The sequence below is a fragment of the Bacillus sp. AR8-1 genome (genome assembly GCF_008042345.1).
Lineage (GTDB): Bacteria > Bacillota > Bacilli > Bacillales > Bacillaceae_G > Bacillus_A > Bacillus_A cereus.
On the sequence record NZ_QNUB01000008.1, the window covers coordinates 81,430 to 99,175 of the forward strand.

Below are 17,746 nucleotides of genomic sequence, written 5' to 3' on the forward strand. Positions count from 1 at the left end.
TCTGACTCCTTCCATTATCTGCTATAATTTTTATTGAACAGATTAATAACTTCATAATAATGTTTTTATTAATTTCGTTTTAAATATCTATAAATCATAATAAACAGTTTAAATGAGAGTAGGGGTAACGATGAAATATGTTAGTATTCGAAAAAAACTACTGTTCACACTCTTAAGCATTTCTTCTTTATTTAGCATTGCTCTTATTGTTATTCTTTCATTCGCCATGAATCAAGCAAGTGAAATCGAAACGTTAAAAAATGATGTATCGAAAAGAGCGACGATTTTAAAAGAACGTGGCGATTGGTTCCAAGGACAAGTTGCTGGTTTACAAGAATATTTGCTATCACATGATCAAAAAGGATTAGATAAGTTCAACCGAGAAGGGAAAAAATTAGCTGATACTAGAGAGAAAGTAACAAGTGACAAAAAGCTCCCAGAAGGAATGAAAGAAGCCATTTTAATGGGAGGAAAATGGCGTAGCGTCATAGATAATGAGGTACTCCCTCTTGCGCGTGAAGGAAAATGGGACGAAGCATCTAGAATTGCTTTAGCACAAACAGATTATGTAAATGATCTTTTAGGTCGTTTTAATAAATATACAAATGAAGAAAATGAGAAACGTGACGCATTAATTGCTGATGTCGAGTCTTCTTCATCACTTATTCAATATATTATTTTCTTCTCACTCATTACATGTACATTAACGTCTATTTTATTAGCATGGTGGTTCTCTGGTAAACTCGTTAAACCAATTCGACAAATTGATGAGAAGTTAAAAGAATTAGCTTCTCAAGATGGAGATTTAACGGCTAGATTACACGTAACGAGTAAAGATGAAATTGGTGACATTGCAAATTCCTTTAATCAAATGCTCACTAACTTACAGCATATAATAAAACAAGTTCAACAAACATCAACAAGTGTAAAAGAAGCTTCCGAAAATGTATTTATTGAAACAACCGCTTCTATGGAAAATACCGCAAGGACCCAAGAAACTATGAATGCTCTTGAACACAATATTCGTTCACAAGTTTCTAGCATTGAAGAAAGTTCAACCGCAATGGATGACATGGCAACGAGTGTTCAGCGTATCGCTGAGTCCGCCTCTTCTGTTACTAGTTTAGCTGTCACAACTTCAGAAAAAGCAGATAATGGGAATAAAGTCATTGAGAAATCTATTACACAAATGCATACAATTAACGAAGCCGTTAACGCTACATCACAAGTAGTTGAGCGACTCATTACACATACAAATCATATCGATACTGCACTTCAATCTATTTCGAATATCGCCGAACAAACAAATTTACTTGCTTTAAATGCTTCTATTGAAGCAGCTCGTGCTGGTGAACACGGAAAAGGATTCGCTGTTGTTGCCGATGAAGTTAGAAAACTTGCTGAACAATCTCAACTAGCCGCAACTGACATTAACCATTTACTGCATCAAATTCAAACTGATACAAAAATAGCAAATGACATGATGACACAAGGTCAAGCAGAGGCTTCTGAAGGAATTACGGTTATTCGTACCGCTGGATCTTCATTCTCAGAAATTGTTAACCACATTAACAAAGTCTCTACGCAAATGCAAGAAATGTCTGCAACTGCTGAAGAGATGGCTGCAAGCTCTGAAGAAATGAACGCAGCTTTAAATAATATCGCTTCTATTTCAAATGAAGTTGCTGCAGAAACATCACAAACAGCACATTCGGCTGGTGATCAAGTAAACAAAATGAGTATCGTGGCTAACAAATCATCTGAAATGAAAACAATCGTACAAGAACTTGAAGTTCTCGTTTCTCATTTCAAAACAAACGCTTAAAGTGAAAATGACACAAGCTCAAAGGTATAAGAAAGAAAGTTTTACAGTCTCTCTTTTTTCACTTTAAAATATCTCTTTCTATCTCTCATTCCGTCTGCTATAATTCCTAAAGGAAATAAGAAAGCTTTATTCCAACTGGAGTAAAGCTTTCTTTCAATTTTTTACATTAATTAATTCTAATACTAAGATTTCACAAAGGAGGCTTTTTATCATATGAATTTTGTAAGTATCAGAAAAAAACTTATGTTCATGATGGGAACGATTTGCGCTTTATTTGGTATCGCCTTAGCTTTTATTTTATTTTTTGCTATCGACCAATCTCGTAAAGCTGAAACATTACAAAAAGAAATTTCTCCACTGGCAACAGAATTGAAAGAACGTGGAGACGCTTATCAAGTACAGCTCTCTGCTTTAAGAGGTTATTTACTACAACATGATCAAGTCGAATTAGACAAGTTTAATGAGATGAGTAAACGTCTTGAGGATTCAAAAGATAAACTTCTTTCTAATCCAAATGCTTCTTCGTCCGTAAAAAGCACAATGGAATTAGGGTCTACTTGGAGAAAGTTCGTTGAAGAAAAAGTATTCACTCTTGCAAAAGAACAAAAATGGGAAGAAGCTTTACAAGTAGCTTCTTCAGAGAACGGAACTGTCTATAAAGTAATTGGTGACTTCACAAATTACAGTAATGAACAAGCTAAATTACGTGAACAATCTATTGAAAAAATTGACCAATCTGCACTCTTAATCGAATATGTTATTTTCTTATCACTTGTTATTTGTATTGTCGCTGCAATTATTCTTGCATGGTGGTTCTCTGGTAAACTTGTGAAACCGATTCAACAAATTGACACGAAACTAAAAGAATTAGCCTCTCAAGAAGGTGACTTAACGGCACGTCTACAAGTAAATAGCAACGATGAAATCGGTGCTATCGCAGCATCATTTAATAAAATGTTAGAAAACCTACAACATATCATTAATCGTGTTCAAAAAACATCAGTGGAAGTACAAACTGCTTCTGAAAATATGCTAGAAAAAACGAATACATCACGTGAGGCGACAGTAAGAGTCCAAAGCTCGATGTCTAACTTAAATGCAAGTATTCAATCACAAACTTCTAGTATGGAAGAAAGTTCAACTGCAATGGACGATATGGCAGTAAGTGTTCAGCGTATTGCTGAATCTGCTTCATCTGTAGCGGAACTTGCTGTTGCCACATCTGAACATGCTAGCGATGGAAGTACCGTTATCCAAAAATCTGTTTCACAAATGACAACGATACACGAAGCTGTAAATGCTACGTCAGAAGTGGTTGAACGTCTAATCACTCATACGAAATATATTGATACTGCTGTACAATCTATTTCTAATATTGCTGAGCAAACAAACTTACTTGCTTTAAATGCTTCTATTGAGGCAGCTCGTGCTGGCGAGCAAGGAAAAGGATTTGCTGTCGTAGCTGACGAAGTTCGAAAACTTGCTGAACAATCTAAAACAGCTGCAACAGACATTAATCAATTACTACATCAAATTCAAAATGATACAGAAACTGCTAGCTCTATGATGTCTCAAGGCCGTTCTGAAGCATTTGAAGGCATTAATGTTATTCGTGAAGCTGGTACTTCTTTCTCAACAATTGTAGAACAAGTAAATAAAGTATCTACTCAAATGCAAGATATATCAGCAACTGCTGAAGAGATGGCTGCAAGTGCTGAAGAAATGAACGCTTCACTTAATAACATCGCTTCTATCTCGACTGAAGTATCCAGCGAAACCGCCGCAACGGCACAATCTGCTGAACAGAAAGTTATCGTTATGAATGAAATGACAGTAACTGCTGGAAAAATGAAACAAACAGTTGAAGAGTTAGATCAACTCGTATCTCATTTTAAAACAGAATAGATTTTCAAAAAAATATCCCTCTTTCAAAGAGGGATATTTTTTTGAGCTCATTTCCTGCACATTATGCTCATTTCCGTTATAATGAGAATCGATATCATTAAAATGTAGGAGGGGCTGCTTATGTCACAAGAAGCATTTGAAAATAAATTATTTGCCAATTTAGAAGCTGTTATTGACCCTGAACTAGGTGTTGATATCGTTAATCTTGGATTAGTGTATGATGTTACAGCAGATGAAAATAATAATGCTGTCATTACGATGACTATGACTTCTATCGGTTGTCCAATGGCTGGGCAAATCGTATCAGACGTTAAAAAAGTATTATCAACGAACGTACCTGAAGTCAATGAAATAGAAGTAAATGTCGTTTGGAATCCACCGTGGTCGAAAGAACGTATGTCACGTATGGCGAAAATCGCATTAGGTATTCGCGACTAGCTGGATAAAGAAAAAAAACCTGACACTCTAGTCAGGTTTTTTTCTCTTATTATTTTACGCCTACTGCATCATAAGCTTTCGTTACAGCTTGTACAGCTTTAGAGTTTTTACCATATAAATCTTCAGCTGACTGAAGAGCAGCTTGACGCATCATTTTGAAGTCAGAGTTTGCAGTTAAATATTTCGTAAGAGCGCGGTAGTAAATTTTTTCTGTCGCTTCACGGCCCACTCCAGTTACTTTCACGCCGTAATGATCTCCGCCTTCAGATACTAAATAAGCAGCTTTATTATTAATACTACTGTTAATATGAACGCCGCCATTATCAGCTGTTCCAGTATAACGTTTACTATAGTGATCTGGGTAACCTTCACTTGGTTTTAATGGGTTTGGAATAGATGCCGGATCTTTTAGTGAACGAAGTGCATCACCAGGTTTATCAGGTGTATAAATATCAGCACCTAAATCCCAGCTCTTCTTCTCAACCATAACACCCATAATGTCAGATAATGATTCATTTAACGCCCCTGACTCATTTTTGTAAACAAGGTTTGCTGTATGTTCAGTTACAGCATGCGTTAATTCATGACCGATAACATCAAGTCCCGCAGATAATGGAATGAATGTTTTTCCATCGCCATCACCATACATCATTTGCACACCATTCCAAGCTGCGTTATTCCAGCTCTCCCCTACGTGAACAGTAGAAATAAGCTTCGCACCTTTATCATCGAAAGAGTTACGATTAAATGTCTTTTTGTAGTAATCATATACTTTTCCTGCATTTACATGCGCATCGACTGCAGCTTTATCCTCGAAGAACTTAGATTTACTTTCAACTTCTTCGCCTGTATATCCAAGCCATTGTGAGAATAAATTAAACAAGTTTTCATCCATATTTTCTGCATCAAATGTATGAACACCTTGTCCACGCTTACCATCAAATAAATTGAATGCTCCTGTTTTCTCATCTTGAGCAATTTCAAATGATTGTCTAGCACCTAATACTCCGTAGCCAAACCCTGTAACGTGATCTACAGCATTATATTTCTCAATAACTTTTCCATTTGTTGCATCAACAAAATAATGCCAATACCCTGGAGCTGGTTTTGAAATCGATGCCTTAACTAAGTATGCAAGGTAGTAATTACCGTCCTTTTCATATACAAATAAATCTTTTTTCACACCGTCATAACTCTTTACTTTACCAATTTCTTTCTCAATATCTGCCTTAGCAATTGTTTCTGCTTGTTCCGCAGTAATGCTTGCAGCTGCAGGAATATTTTTATCATCTAAATTCGGAATAACTTGTCCGAAGAATGCTTTTACATTATTCTCTTTATCAAGTGTAACAGTTTGATCAGAACCGTACACAGGAATGTTATTATGTTTCTCAACTAGCTTTACATGTGTCGTATCAGATTCAGCGTCTTTTTCTTCCCCAACGATATTAAAATGCTTTTCAATATTTCCTGCTAATTTAAACATATCTTTCTTACTCTCTAAGTATTGAAAGACCGTCTCTTTTTTATCTAGCCCTTCCGGTGCTTTCCATTCTTCACCTATGTATGCAGGTGTTTTAAATTCTTGATGATATTGAATTTTTTGTTCTTCCGCTTTCGTTGTCGTTGCCCCAAACGCTCCAAATCCCCCGGCGATAACAGTTAACGCTAATGCTGATGAAATGACTTGCTTTTTCACTATAACATTCCCCATTCCCATAAAGATTTTTGACACTTTTATAAAATTCTGATTTTTACAACCGATACCTCTACCAAAAAATTGAGAAACATTTTTCAGACAATTCCAATCAAAAAAGAGGACATCTATCGGATGTCCTCTTTTCTATAAACCTTTTATTGTTTTTTCAATTCAATTGCTAAATAGTGTGATTGCTCTTTCGCTTGAATGTGAATATCTTCTACCGCTTCTGCTGCATCACGCATAACAAGATTTTCACCATTGATTACACTGCTTCCTTCAATTTGTACAAGGTACAATTGACGGCCTTCTTTCACTGGAAAATGAATTTCTTTTCCAGCCTCTAATGATAAGGAGTATAAATTCGCATCTTGGTGAATTTGAATTGGTGCATTTCCTTCTACTGAAGATACCATATGGAACCATTCATTTTCGCGCTTGCTCCAATCAAATTTAAACTCACCATAGTTTGGTTTATGATCCGCACGGTCTGGTAAAATCCAAATTTGTAATAAACGCAGCGTTTCATTGCCTAAATTATGCTCGCTATGAAATACACCCGTGCCAGCACTCATATATTGAACATGTCCACGCTCAATCGTTCCGCGATTTCCCATGCTGTCTTCATGTGTTAAAGCACCATCTACAACGTAAGAAATAATCTCCATATCACGGTGCGGATGCATATCAAAACCAGTTTGTGCCGCTACTAGATCATCATTAATAACACGTAACGCTCCGAAGTTCATGTTATTTGGGTTATAATAATTAGCAAAAGAGAAATGAAAATGTGTATTTAACCAGCCATGATTTGCTCTGCCCATATTTTTATGATCAACTTTTCTAAACATAGCCTTCACCTCATACTATCTCGAATTCGAGATTTATTTTAAAATTTTTTCTTACTGTAACTTTTTTAGTAGTGTTAATAATTGCTTTTGTTCCTCTATATTTAAATTATGAAACTTCTCTGCTTGGAACGTTTCTTGAGGTGGGACGATTTCCTCATATAAAGCTCTTCCCTTTTCTGTTAAAGAAATATATTTCGTAGTACCCTCTTGTTCACGCGAAATCCACTCCAGCTGCTCCATTTTATTTAAAAGCTGCGTTACATTTCCTTTCGTAACAAATAGCTTATTTCCAAGTTCTTGCTGCGTTAAACGATCATGTCCTCCAACTTGAGCTAACACATCAAACTGGGCGGCAGATACATTCCATTTCTTCAAATGCTGATTCGTCTCACGAATACTCTTATTATAAAAACGTGATAAACGAAACCATAATAGTAGCCCTAGTCTATCTTCTGTTTTCATTTCATCACCTCGCTTGTTTCATACCATTAGTTTAGAACTAAACTTTATAAAAGTCAAATACTTATTTTTAATAAGTACAAAGAAAGCACAGCGCTATTTCTCCACTATGCTTTACATTAACTTTCTACTCTTATATTCATCCAATTTCCTCTCCGCGAACTTCCTCGCATCTTTTTCAATCCACCGCTCTTCGTACCGTTCACTTCCCACATACAATATATCTCTCTTATGCTGCATCGCATGGCGGAATTCATGCAGTAGCGTTTTGAGAACTTGCTCATACTCTTCCCATATACAAACGAAAATTAATTGCTTTTCTTTATGATAAAAACCACCTACTGGGAATAGGAACTCTTCTTCCTCTTCTCCTAATGATAGAAGCACATCGTTTGCATCACACGTATCACAAAAAATAACGGGCGTTTTACATACTTCAATAAGAGAAAACAAATCCTCTCTCAACTTTTTGACATCCCAAGGAAGCTCCGAATCCAACACATACCAATTCTCTACCTGTTGATATACATTTTCAAACTGGAGTTCCATTTCTCTTTATTCCCCTTTCCAAGCACCCTTTTTCTATATGTATGCCACAATATGGTAAATATTAAACGTATTCTTTCATCCTTGAAAAAATGCCAATAAAAAAGAATCTACGTCGACATAGATTCCTTTTCTGTAATCACTTTTTTTTCATCATTTTTTTTAATACAAAATAACTAATTGCACAAACAATAGCAGCAAGTGCAAAGTATTTCACATATGGCCCCGCAACTTTATTAATACTTTCCCACTCTGTTCCTAATTTAAAACCTAAATATACAAACACAATGGACCACGGAATAACAGCTAATGTAGTTAGCGTAATAAACTTAGCATGTGACATTTTCGCAATACCCGCTGGTATCGAAATAGCATGACGCACAACCGGAATAAAACGTGCGGTAAAGATAACGCCAGTTCCATAACGATTAAACCAATCTTCAGCATAATCAATATGTTTCTTCTGAATTAAAATATATTTTCCATATCGCTCAAGAACAGGTCTTCCCCCATATCGACCAATCCAATAAATGAATAGTTGTGCAATTACACCACCAATTGTACCGAACGCGACAGCGCCCCAAAATGTAATGCTTCCTGTTGATACTAAATAACCTGCATAAGACAATACGATTTCACTTGGAATAACCTCTAGCATTAATCCAAGCATAATTCCCCAATAACCAAGTCCTTCTAAAAAAACTAAAACCGAATGAATCAACTCTCCTAACATCATTTACCTCTCTTTACTGTTTTCATTACAAAAATAAAAGTACAAGCAGGAAATATCTTGTACTTTTATTTTTTTTAATTTAGTTAGTTTTCGTATCCCACTTAAAGATTTTATTTAAGAATTTATATACATTCTTCGACTCTTTTGTCAAAAGTGGGCCTAAAATGGATAGTATAAGCACGTATAGTGCTGAGAATGGTTTCAGTACTGACATTAAACCACCGGCGATACCGATATTAGCCATAATGATGGAGAACTCTCCTCTTGAAACGATTGTTAATCCGATATTTGTTGATGCTTTATGAGATAATCCAGCTTGTCTTCCTGCGATCATTCCTGCTACAAAGTTACCGATTATCGTAAGAAGGACAGCGCCTAATGTTAACCATATCGCTCCGCCTAATGAGAACGGATCAATACTTAACCCGAAGCTGAAGAAGAAAATAGCTCCGAAAAAGTCTCTAAATGGAACAACAAGATGTTCAATTCGGTCACTATGCTCCGTCTCAGAGAAAACTAATCCTAGAAGAAGTGCTCCAATTGCTTCTGCAACGTGAATTGTTTCTGAAAAACCAGCAATGAAGAATAAAGAAGCAAATACTACAATAATAAAGATTTCATCTGAGCTAATATTGAGCAATTTATTTAATAACGGCGTAGCCTTTCTAGCTACTATAAAGAATAGAAGCATATATCCTAAAGCAATTCCAATTGAAGTAAGGGCACCTAAGAAGGAAGCGTGATCCCCTAGTACTAAACCAGAAACAACTGATAAATATACAGCAAGGAATATATCTTCAAACATAATAATTCCTAAAATTAATTCGGTTTCATTATTACCAGTTCTTCTTAAGTCCACTAACACTTTAGCAACGATAGCGCTAGAAGAAATCGTAATAATACCCGCAATAATTAAGATTTCTAGTAATGGGAATCCCATTATAAATCCGTATAACAAACCAAGTGAAAAGTTAATTAAAATATAAATCGTTCCACCAATCGCAATAGAGCGTCCAGATTTAATTAGTTTTTTCATTGAAAATTCTAATCCTAGATAGAATAGAAGGAATAGAACCCCAATCCGTCCAAGGAAGGAAATTACACTTGCACTTTCAATAAATTTGAGATCGATAACACCTATTGTCGGTGCATGCGGTCCTACTAACATTCCAAGAACGATTAGAAAAGGAATTACTGAGAATTTAAACTTTCCAGCAATTACTGCTGCAATTGCCACTAAAACTAAAGCTGTACCAACTTCAAAAATTAACGTATCCATCTAATCAGTCCCCCCTATTTGAAAGTAATTCATTAATGATTTTTTTAATTTCTTCTCTCTCACCTGAAACTACAAGCATATCTCCTTCTTCAATTACTGTTTCTGGTCCTGGATTAAATAGCTTCTTCATGTTCTTCTTCATAACTGCGATTATCGTTACGCTATATGTTTTTCTTATTTCAAGATCGCCAATTGTTTTTCCGATTGCTGGAGCTGTATTCTCCACTTTGAACCACTCAATCGCTAAACCTTCAAAAACCATCTCAACATTTTCTAACGCCCTAGGCTTATATACCATTCCACCTAATATTGCCGCGATTTGTCTTGCCTCTGAGTCACGTAGTGAAATACTTGAGATGCTTTCTTCATGGTCTGAATCAAAATGATACATTTCTCTACGACCATCATCATGAATGACAATTACCATCTTTTCATTACCTTTTGTAACGATTTGAAACTTATAACCAATACCCGGAAGTTCACTTTCTCTAATATTCATTTTTAGCTCCTCCATAACTTATTTATTTTAATTTTCTGTTTTTCTGTCTTTTATTCATCCAATCAGCTTTAGAAATTCTAACCACTCAGGATATTTGTGATTTGGAAATCTTTTATTGTAATAATAAGTGGACCCTAAAAAGATACTTAAAGATGTAATGATAAAAAATATATTACTTCTCATTTTCAAACTCTCAAGGCTTACTTTCAATAAAGAATCTTCTTTCAAATTATCCCCACCTTCTCGCTTTAAATTTAGTTTTTTAAAATGTAAATAATTCTAAAAATATTACGATGTAACATAATCATAACACAAAAATGACTTAAGTAACATAATTTTTTAGAAAAATTGATTCTCGTATATTTTTTGCATATAATTTTCTTATTACGAAAAAAAGGAAGTGTATTATATGGTTGATATCTTTAGCAGATTCCTTGAGGTAACGAATAATATTTTATGGTCATATATTCTTATTGCAATGCTAATCGGCTTCGGTCTTTACTTCTCTTTTAAATTAAAATTTGTCCAAATTACTCATTTCAGTGAGATGGTCAGCTTAATTAGTAAAGGGTTTAATCGAAAAGAAAAAAAGAAAGATAGCATCTCTCCATTCCAAGCATTTTGCTTAAGTGCAGCAGCACGTATCGGTATCGGAAACTTAGCTGGCGTAGCATTAGCAATTTCAATGGGTGGACCTGGCGCAATATTTTGGATGTGGTTTATCGCGATTATCGGAGCAGCTACTAGTTTCGTAGAATGTACACTTGCGCAAATTTATAAAGTAAAAGATGGAAGTAGGTTCCGTGGTGGACCAGCATATTACATGGAAAAAGGGTTAAACAAACGCTGGATGGGCGTCTGGTTTTCACTTCTTATTACAGTTGCGTACGGATTAATTTTCAATTCAGTGCAAGCGAATACAGTAACAATAGCGTTTGAAAATGCTTTTGGACTAGAGCGAACAATCGTAGGAGCTCTATTAGCTGTATTAGTTGCAGTCATTATTTTTGGTGGTATTAAAAGTATTTCACGTATTACCGAAATGATTGTTCCTCCAATGGCAATCGTTTATATCGGTGTGGCTGTTTTTGTTGTTATAAAAAACTTCAATATGTTACCAAGCATTTTCATGGAAATATTTAATGGTGCATTCGGATTAGATCAAGCCATTGCTGGTGGTATTGGAGCAGCAATCAAGTTCGGTATTCAGCGCGGTTTATTCGCTACAGAAGCAGGAATGGGTAGTTCTCCTAATGCAGCCGCAACATCTGATGTATCTCACCCTGTAAAACAAGGGCTTGTTCAAGCATTAGGCGTTTTCGTAGATACATTCTTAGTATGTACATCAACAGCATTTATCGTATTATGTTCTGGACTTTACAAAGGATCAAATTTAGAAGGCATCGAATTAACACAAAACGCATTAAGTTCACAAATTGGACCGTGGGCAAGCACTTTCTTAGCGATTATTATTTTCCTATTCGCTTTCAGTTCACTTCTAGGAAACTACTATTATGGTGAAACAAATATCGCATTCATTAAAGAAAGCAAAACATGGTTAATGATTTATCGTGTTGCAGTTGTCGGAATGGTATTCTTCGGATCAATCGCTGCTCTTAAAACAGTTTGGAGTTTAGCTGATTTATTCATGGGACTAATGGTATTCACAAACTTAATTGCCATCTCATTCCTTAGCAAATTTGCTTACGCTGCATTAGTAGACTATTTGAGGCAAAAGAAACAAGGCAAAGATCCTGTCTTCGTTGCAAACTCTATCCCTGGCTTAAAGAATACAGAGTGCTGGGATGGGCAGGATGTAGAAGAAAAACAAAAGGCTGTTTAATAAACAAAGGCCCTATTACTTCACCGTAATAGGGCCTTTTATTTATAACAGTTCATAATTTGTTCAAATTAATTCCAGCAAAAGGGTTGATTTATAGACATTACTAGATTATAATAATTATAAATTAGTAATTGATATCACATAACAACTCAAAAGGAGATTGATCATAATGAACAAACAAGTAATCGAAGTATTAAACAAACAAGTAGCAGACTGGAGCGTTTTATTCACAAAACTTCACAACTTCCATTGGTATGTAAAAGGACCTCAATTCTTCACATTACACGAGAAATTCGAAGAACTTTACACAGAATCAGCTACTCACATCGATGAAATTGCAGAACGTATTTTAGCAATTGGCGGCAAACCAGTAGCAACAATGAAAGAATACTTAGAACTATCTTCTATTCAAGAAGCAGCATACGGAGAAACTGCAGAAGGGATGGTCGAAGCAATCATGAAAGACTACGAAATGATGCTAGTCGAACTGAAAAAAGGCATGGAAATCGCTCAAGACTCTGACGACGAAATGACATCTGACCTACTACTAGGCATCTACACAGAACTAGAAAAACACGCTTGGATGCTACGTGCGTTCTTGAATCAATAATAGACTTTAAAGCAGAAGCGGCTCGTTTAGAGTCGCTTTTTTATGTAATGGTCGCACTTAACGGTACACGAAATTATATCAACGATTTTTCAAATATATCGATCATTACTCGAAATATATCAACGATTTTTTCATTATATCAATCATTACCCGCAATATATCAACGATTCGACAAAGGATATCAATTTGCCGACAAATCAAGACAATATCAGCGCCCCTCTCCCCTACTTTTATCAATATATTACAATCTCATCTATGTTAAAATATAGGAAACACCCTTTAGCTTTTCCAAATTCATCATTTACTACTTAAATGACGGGAGTGGTTCAGTTGAAAGACTACTTAATTAGAGCATTTTTTGCGTTGATAACAGTCGGGATTCTCTTACTTATAGCTAATATTTTCAATATACGTGTCGAGGTTAAAGACTATGCTTTCCTCGTTGTCGTAGCAATTGGTGGCGGCTGGGGTGGCTGGTACCTGTATAAAAAACAAAGCAATCAAAATGATAAAGGCATTCCAAAGTAATATGGAATGCCTCTTTTATTGCCTTCTGTAATAAATAATGAAATTCAGGCCACTAATACAACCAATCGCAATAAACATACAAAACGATTGTGGATCTCCAGCCAAATTATACTCATCAACAATAAAGCCAATCATAAAGAGTGTTATCGCCGAAACACCGATACACAATATCGAAATAAACCAAAGCGAAAATTCATTAATTAGCTCTTTCTTCTGTGTTGAAACGATTAGCATAACAAGAATAGACGCTGCTAAAATACTTTTAAAAACCGGACGTAAATATACGAACTCCTCCATCAATTTCTCCTTTTCCAAAAACGTCATATATTAAAATTAACATATTTAACCAAATTAAAACCACATGCCATCTTAAATTAAAACGACATGTGTTTCCGTATTTGCTATGATAGTTGCTTCCACTTCGTTCCCAAAACAGGACGCTCATAATTTTGGATTGCATGAATTAGTTTATCTGCCGTCTCAGCTGAAACGATCAATTCTTTATTTGATGGATGCATAAATCCTTCTTCTGCTGCACGTTCAACCATTTGCAGAATTGGTCCGTAAAAACCTTTTATGTTTAATAAACCAACCGGCTTATTATGTATACCAATTTGTGACCAACATACAACTTCAAATAGTTCTTCAAACGTTCCGTATCCGCCTGGAAGCGCAATAAAAGCATCTGCAAGCTCTGCCATTTTCGCTTTACGTTCATGCATCGTCTCTACTTCAATTAATTCTGTTAATCCTGTATGCACAATTTCTCCTCGGAATAGACCGCGTGGCATAACACCTGTTACACGTCCACCTAAACGAAGAACTTCGTTTGCTACTTCTCCCATTAATCCAACGCATGAACCACCGTATACGAGCTCATACTCGTTCTCAACAAACATTTTACCTAACTGAATTGCCTGCTCTTTGAATTCTGGTCTCTCCCCTAAATTAGAACCTGCAAACACACAAATCTTTCTCATTCCTACACCCCGAAACTATATATTGTTATGATACAATTGACATTGTACAACATATTGAGGAGATGAGGAAGAAATGGATATCGTTGCATTTCAAAGATGGGTTGAGGAATTTTACGAAAAACGAAGCTGGTCACAGTATAATGCCTTTATTCGCTTAAATTTCTTAACCGAGGAAGTTGGGGAAGTTTCACGAGTCGTTCGTGCTATTGAAATCGGCCGCGATCGCCCTGATGAAGATGCGAAAACAGAAGAAGAGCTAAAACAAGAACTAAAAGAAGAACTTGGCGATGTACTATCTAACCTTATTATTCTTTCGCAAAAATATGATTTAGACCTACAAGACATTATGGACGCACACGTCACAAAGCTTTCGAAAAGGTTCGAAGTATCTAAATGAGAATATTATCAATTATGGTATAATATTCTTGTCACAATACTAAGGGGGATTTTATGTTATCAAAAAAATTGCGCGACGCATTAAATGAACAAATGAACTTTGAATTTTACTCTGCCCATGCTTATATGGCAATGGCTGCTTACTGTACAGCTGAGAGCTATGATGGATTCGCTAACTTTTTCCTTGTACAAGCTGAAGAAGAACGTTTCCACGCAATGAAGCTTTACAACTATATTAATGACCGCGGAGAGCGCGCTATTATTACTGGATTTGATAATCCGAATAACGAATACGAATCTGTATTAAACGCTTTTGAAGTCGCACTTGAGCACGAGCGTGAAGTAACGAAACGTATTTACAACTTATCTGATATCGCTTGGGATGAGCGTGAACATGCAACAATTACATTCTTAAAATGGTTCGTTGACGAACAAGTTGAAGAAGAAGCTTCATTCGATAGCATCATCCAAAAACTAAAACGTATTACAAGCGATTCAAACGCACTGTTTATGCTAGATGCTGAATTAGAGAAACGTACATTTACGCCTCCAGCTGAGTAATATTTCAATCACCTTAATACATGTATTAAGGTGATTTTTTTGTTTGCTCTCTATCTTAAAATCACCTTAAATTTCCTCATATTCGACATAGTGCCAGATATAAAATGGTATTATTTTCAATATAAAAACGAATATACGAGGAGAGGAAAAATGAATCAACGTGTAGAAGCTGTTGATGCAATTCGTGGTTTCGCTTTGTTTGGCATTTTACTAGTCAATATGACATTAATTCAATTTGGGTTCTTCACCAGTGAAAAACCAACTTATCTATTTGGCGATCTTGATAAAGGTGCTAATTGGTTTATTCAATTTTTCGGCACACATAACTTTATATCCCTATTTTCTTTTCTATTTGGGCTTAGCATTATTTTGTTACAAAAAAGTATTATCGCAAAAGGAAAAAAATTCTTCCCCACATACATAAGACGTATTATCATTCTTTTACTACTCGGCTACATTCATGGCACTTTTGTTTGGGAGGGAGATATTTTATTTGCATACGGAATAATCGGGATTTTTTTAATGATATTCATCAATCGAAAACCGAAAACTTTGCTTATTTGGGCGATTATTCTACTCGCACTTACTACACTTATGTCTTATCAAACTGATCCATCTACAAATATAAATGATTTCGCACCTTATACTGAAAAAGAACATAAAGTCCATCAAACTGGAAGCTATATGGATCACGTCAACTTTAGATTGACTGAAAATCCTTTTGATTACATGGGAATTGACGGTGCATTCGGATTATTTTTTATATCAGTTTTCGCAATAATTTTTATGTCTCCACTGTTCCTACTCGGAATGTATGTAGGGAAAAAAGGCTGGCTATTTGAGGTCAGTAAACATATACCTGCTGTCAAAAAAATATGGTTTGCCACCGGTCTCTTCTCTTTTACAATTAAAATCTTAGCTATGTTCATAAAACACCCGGTTTTAATTATGTTACAAGATGGCCTTACACCAGTAACTATGACCTTCTTTTACGGAAGCACAATCATTTTATTATTCCATTACAAAAAAGCAACCCGTCTACTAACATACATGGCGAACATGGGGAAAATGTCCGTTAGTAATTACTTAGCGCAATCTATTATCGCAACAACCATTTTTTACGCATATGGATTTGGCTTATACGGGAAAATCGGCTATTTCTTCGGTATTCTTTTAACCATCGGAATTTATACGATTCAATTATTCGTTAGCACCTATTGGCTCCAGAAATACCGAATGGGGCCAGTGGAATATGTCTGGAGACTGGGAACTTATTTAGAGAAACCACGTTTTAAAAGAGACTTGGATAAAGCCAGTTAAACAAAAAAAGCAATGAGCCTACGCTCATTGCTTTTCTTAATTTATTAAAGCATAACCCCAACGATAATCGCTGATAATATACTTACTAACGTTGCACCGTATACAAGTTTTAAACCGAATGATGATACAACGTTTGCTTGTTTGCCATCGATACTCTTCGTTGCACCTGCGATAATTCCGATAGATGAGAAGTTCGCAAATGATACAAGGAAGATAGATAAAATACCTACTGTACGAGCTGATAAATCGCCAGCTACTTTTCCAAGGTCAAGCATTGCAACGAATTCGTTCGTTACTAATTTTGTTGCCATAATTTGTCCTGCTTGTAACATCTCTGATGTTGGAATACCCATTACGAATGCTAATGGTGAGAAGATGTATCCTAAAATGCTTTGGAATGTGATTCCGAAAATTGAATCGAATACACCATTAATTGCTGTAATTAATGCTACGAAACCGATTAACATCGCCGCTACTGTTACAGCGATAGAGAAACCAAGCATAATATATTCGCCTAACATTTCAAAGAATGTTTGTTTCTTGTCTTCTTGTAATTCTAAAATATCGTCTTCTTCTTTTACTTCATATGGATTAATAATATGAACAATAATGAATCCACTAAATAAGTTTAATACAAGTGCTGTTACTACATATTTTGGATCAATCATTTTCATATAAGAACCGACAATTGACATCGATACTGTAGACATTGAAGATGCACAAAGTGTGTATAAACGATTTTTCGGTAATTTGCTTAGTTGATCTTTTACTGTAATGAATACTTCCCCTTGACCAACGATTGCAGCTGCTACCGCATTATATGATTCTAGTTTTCCTAAACCGTTAACTTTACTTAATAGGAAACCGACTGCACGAATGATAATCGGTAAAACTTTAATATGTTGCAGGATCCCGATTAATACTGCTAAGAAAATAATCGGTAATAATACTGTTAAGAAGAATGGTGCTTGTCCATCGTTTGCTAGACCACCAAATACGAAATTAACCCCAGCTTCCGCAAATTTTAAAATAGAACCAAATCCATCTGCGATCCCTTTTACTAATACAAATCCGACCTTTGTATTTAGTAAGAAATACGCAAGTACCAATTGAATAACAAGCATAAGTGCAATTGGTTTATATTTAATCTTCTTACGATCTGAACTGATAAGGAAACCTAGTACAAACACTACAAGTAAACCGACTAGAAACATTACTATTTTCATATGTGAATCCCCCACTTCTCCCAAGAGTTATTGGTCGTATAACGTATA

At 35.5% G+C, this 17,746-nt stretch carries 19 protein-coding genes; 9 read left to right on the forward strand and 10 right to left on the reverse strand.

Going from position 1 to position 17,746, the window contains the following annotated elements; all coding sequences use genetic code 11:
- The first annotated feature begins 130 nt into the window (after positions 1–130).
- The 3 genes from DN400_RS04170 to DN400_RS04180 all read left to right on the forward strand — a co-directional run bounded on the left by DN400_RS04170 (position 131) and on the right by DN400_RS04180 (position 4,168).
- Positions 131–1,825: a methyl-accepting chemotaxis protein gene (locus tag DN400_RS04170; RefSeq protein WP_016513202.1), complete on the forward strand. Its 1,695-nt coding sequence runs from the start codon at positions 131–133 to the stop codon at positions 1,823–1,825.
- A 213-nt stretch (positions 1,826–2,038) separates the two neighbouring features.
- The gene (locus DN400_RS04175; protein ID WP_016513203.1) at positions 2,039–3,730 is read left to right on the forward strand and encodes a methyl-accepting chemotaxis protein; all 1,692 of its coding nucleotides are present in this window, start codon (positions 2,039–2,041) and stop codon (positions 3,728–3,730) included.
- Positions 3,731–3,850: 120 nt separating this feature from the next.
- Positions 3,851–4,168 carry a metal-sulfur cluster assembly factor gene (locus DN400_RS04180; RefSeq protein WP_000076418.1) on the forward strand — a complete coding sequence of 106 codons (318 nt, stop codon included), beginning with the start codon at positions 3,851–3,853 and terminating at the stop codon, positions 4,166–4,168.
- 49 nt (positions 4,169–4,217) lie between these two features.
- On the opposite strand, the gene nprB is transcribed toward DN400_RS04180, so the two are convergent.
- The 7 genes from nprB to DN400_RS04215 all read right to left on the reverse strand — a co-directional run bounded on the left by nprB (position 4,218) and on the right by DN400_RS04215 (position 10,234).
- Complete coding sequence (gene nprB / locus DN400_RS04185; RefSeq protein WP_000745120.1) at positions 4,218–5,867, reverse strand: neutral protease NprB; 1,650 nt, start codon at positions 5,865–5,867, stop codon at positions 4,218–4,220.
- Positions 5,868–6,022: 155 nt separating this feature from the next.
- Positions 6,023–6,718, reverse strand: a complete 696-nt coding sequence (locus DN400_RS04190; protein ID WP_000488934.1) for a pirin family protein — start codon at positions 6,716–6,718, stop codon at positions 6,023–6,025.
- Between the two features lie 51 nt (positions 6,719–6,769).
- Complete coding sequence (locus DN400_RS04195; protein WP_000845480.1) at positions 6,770–7,180, reverse strand: MarR family winged helix-turn-helix transcriptional regulator; 411 nt, start codon at positions 7,178–7,180, stop codon at positions 6,770–6,772.
- Between the two features lie 111 nt (positions 7,181–7,291).
- Positions 7,292–7,726 (reverse strand): DUF3920 family protein, encoded by a 435-nt coding sequence (locus DN400_RS04200; protein WP_097912945.1) that lies wholly within the window; start codon positions 7,724–7,726, stop codon positions 7,292–7,294.
- Positions 7,727–7,862: 136 nt separating this feature from the next.
- Entirely contained in the window at positions 7,863–8,456 is a 594-nt protein-coding gene (uptA, locus tag DN400_RS04205) for an undecaprenyl phosphate transporter UptA (RefSeq protein ID WP_000900218.1), read from the reverse strand.
- Positions 8,457–8,535: 79 nt separating this feature from the next.
- Positions 8,536–9,735: a cation:proton antiporter gene (locus DN400_RS04210; RefSeq protein WP_000380223.1), complete on the reverse strand. Its 1,200-nt coding sequence runs from the start codon at positions 9,733–9,735 to the stop codon at positions 8,536–8,538.
- A gap of 4 nt (positions 9,736–9,739) precedes the next feature.
- Positions 9,740–10,234 (reverse strand): cation:proton antiporter regulatory subunit, encoded by a 495-nt coding sequence (locus tag DN400_RS04215; RefSeq protein WP_001026075.1) that lies wholly within the window; start codon positions 10,232–10,234, stop codon positions 9,740–9,742.
- 409 nt (positions 10,235–10,643) lie between these two features.
- On the opposite strand from DN400_RS04215, the gene DN400_RS04225 reads away from it, so the two are divergent.
- From DN400_RS04225 to DN400_RS04240, 3 genes are all read left to right on the forward strand, one after another.
- Positions 10,644–12,077 carry an alanine/glycine:cation symporter family protein gene (locus DN400_RS04225; protein ID WP_098312703.1) on the forward strand — a complete coding sequence of 478 codons (1,434 nt, stop codon included), beginning with the start codon at positions 10,644–10,646 and terminating at the stop codon, positions 12,075–12,077.
- A 169-nt stretch (positions 12,078–12,246) separates the two neighbouring features.
- On the forward strand, positions 12,247–12,687 hold the full coding sequence (locus DN400_RS04230; protein ID WP_001041895.1) for a Dps family protein: 441 nt from the start codon (positions 12,247–12,249) through the stop codon (positions 12,685–12,687).
- A 330-nt stretch (positions 12,688–13,017) separates the two neighbouring features.
- Positions 13,018–13,215 (forward strand): hypothetical protein, encoded by a 198-nt coding sequence (locus tag DN400_RS04240; RefSeq protein ID WP_000656312.1) that lies wholly within the window; start codon positions 13,018–13,020, stop codon positions 13,213–13,215.
- Between the two features lie 15 nt (positions 13,216–13,230).
- Here DN400_RS04240 and DN400_RS04245 read toward each other — a convergent pair whose 3' ends face one another.
- Positions 13,231–13,512 carry a hypothetical protein gene (locus DN400_RS04245; RefSeq protein ID WP_000390916.1) on the reverse strand — a complete coding sequence of 94 codons (282 nt, stop codon included), beginning with the start codon at positions 13,510–13,512 and terminating at the stop codon, positions 13,231–13,233.
- A 104-nt stretch (positions 13,513–13,616) separates the two neighbouring features.
- Positions 13,617–14,195, reverse strand: coding sequence for an LOG family protein (locus DN400_RS04250; RefSeq protein ID WP_097996594.1), 579 nt, complete (start codon positions 14,193–14,195; stop codon positions 13,617–13,619).
- Between the two features lie 73 nt (positions 14,196–14,268).
- On the opposite strand from DN400_RS04250, the gene DN400_RS04255 reads away from it, so the two are divergent.
- The 3 genes from DN400_RS04255 to DN400_RS04265 all read left to right on the forward strand — a co-directional run bounded on the left by DN400_RS04255 (position 14,269) and on the right by DN400_RS04265 (position 16,472).
- Positions 14,269–14,592, forward strand: coding sequence for a MazG nucleotide pyrophosphohydrolase domain-containing protein (locus DN400_RS04255; RefSeq protein ID WP_000355749.1), 324 nt, complete (start codon positions 14,269–14,271; stop codon positions 14,590–14,592).
- A gap of 53 nt (positions 14,593–14,645) precedes the next feature.
- Positions 14,646–15,152: a ferritin gene (locus DN400_RS04260; protein ID WP_065229528.1), complete on the forward strand. Its 507-nt coding sequence runs from the start codon at positions 14,646–14,648 to the stop codon at positions 15,150–15,152.
- Positions 15,153–15,302: 150 nt separating this feature from the next.
- Positions 15,303–16,472: a DUF418 domain-containing protein gene (locus tag DN400_RS04265; protein ID WP_071731072.1), complete on the forward strand. Its 1,170-nt coding sequence runs from the start codon at positions 15,303–15,305 to the stop codon at positions 16,470–16,472.
- A gap of 44 nt (positions 16,473–16,516) precedes the next feature.
- Here DN400_RS04265 and DN400_RS04270 read toward each other — a convergent pair whose 3' ends face one another.
- Positions 16,517–17,698 (reverse strand): NupC/NupG family nucleoside CNT transporter, encoded by a 1,182-nt coding sequence (locus DN400_RS04270; protein ID WP_000706853.1) that lies wholly within the window; start codon positions 17,696–17,698, stop codon positions 16,517–16,519.
- Positions 17,699–17,746 lie beyond the last annotated feature (48 nt).

What these genes read in the sequence shown, in the direction of transcription:
- DN400_RS04265 (WP_071731072.1), top strand. Translation starts at nt 15,303, where the DNA reads ATGAATCAACGTGTAGAAGCTGTTGATGCAATTCGTGGTTTCGCTTTG.
- DN400_RS04230 (WP_001041895.1), top strand. Translation starts at nt 12,247, where the DNA reads ATGAACAAACAAGTAATCGAAGTATTAAACAAACAAGTAGCAGACTGG.
- DN400_RS04270 (WP_000706853.1), bottom strand. Translation starts at nt 17,698, where the DNA reads ATGAAAATAGTAATGTTTCTAGTCGGTTTACTTGTAGTGTTTGTACTA.
- DN400_RS04225 (WP_098312703.1), top strand. Translation starts at nt 10,644, where the DNA reads ATGGTTGATATCTTTAGCAGATTCCTTGAGGTAACGAATAATATTTTA.
- DN400_RS04245 (WP_000390916.1), bottom strand. Translation starts at nt 13,512, where the DNA reads ATGGAGGAGTTCGTATATTTACGTCCGGTTTTTAAAAGTATTTTAGCA.
- DN400_RS04170 (WP_016513202.1), top strand. Translation starts at nt 131, where the DNA reads ATGAAATATGTTAGTATTCGAAAAAAACTACTGTTCACACTCTTAAGC.
- DN400_RS04210 (WP_000380223.1), bottom strand. Translation starts at nt 9,735, where the DNA reads ATGGATACGTTAATTTTTGAAGTTGGTACAGCTTTAGTTTTAGTGGCA.
- DN400_RS04215 (WP_001026075.1), bottom strand. Translation starts at nt 10,234, where the DNA reads ATGAATATTAGAGAAAGTGAACTTCCGGGTATTGGTTATAAGTTTCAA.
- DN400_RS04190 (WP_000488934.1), bottom strand. Translation starts at nt 6,718, where the DNA reads ATGTTTAGAAAAGTTGATCATAAAAATATGGGCAGAGCAAATCATGGC.
- DN400_RS04200 (WP_097912945.1), bottom strand. Translation starts at nt 7,726, where the DNA reads ATGGAACTCCAGTTTGAAAATGTATATCAACAGGTAGAGAATTGGTAT.
- uptA (WP_000900218.1), bottom strand. Translation starts at nt 8,456, where the DNA reads ATGTTAGGAGAGTTGATTCATTCGGTTTTAGTTTTTTTAGAAGGACTT.
- DN400_RS04175 (WP_016513203.1), top strand. Translation starts at nt 2,039, where the DNA reads ATGAATTTTGTAAGTATCAGAAAAAAACTTATGTTCATGATGGGAACG.
- DN400_RS04255 (WP_000355749.1), top strand. Translation starts at nt 14,269, where the DNA reads ATGGATATCGTTGCATTTCAAAGATGGGTTGAGGAATTTTACGAAAAA.
- DN400_RS04180 (WP_000076418.1), top strand. Translation starts at nt 3,851, where the DNA reads ATGTCACAAGAAGCATTTGAAAATAAATTATTTGCCAATTTAGAAGCT.
- DN400_RS04195 (WP_000845480.1), bottom strand. Translation starts at nt 7,180, where the DNA reads ATGAAAACAGAAGATAGACTAGGGCTACTATTATGGTTTCGTTTATCA.
- DN400_RS04250 (WP_097996594.1), bottom strand. Translation starts at nt 14,195, where the DNA reads ATGAGAAAGATTTGTGTGTTTGCAGGTTCTAATTTAGGGGAGAGACCA.
- DN400_RS04260 (WP_065229528.1), top strand. Translation starts at nt 14,646, where the DNA reads ATGTTATCAAAAAAATTGCGCGACGCATTAAATGAACAAATGAACTTT.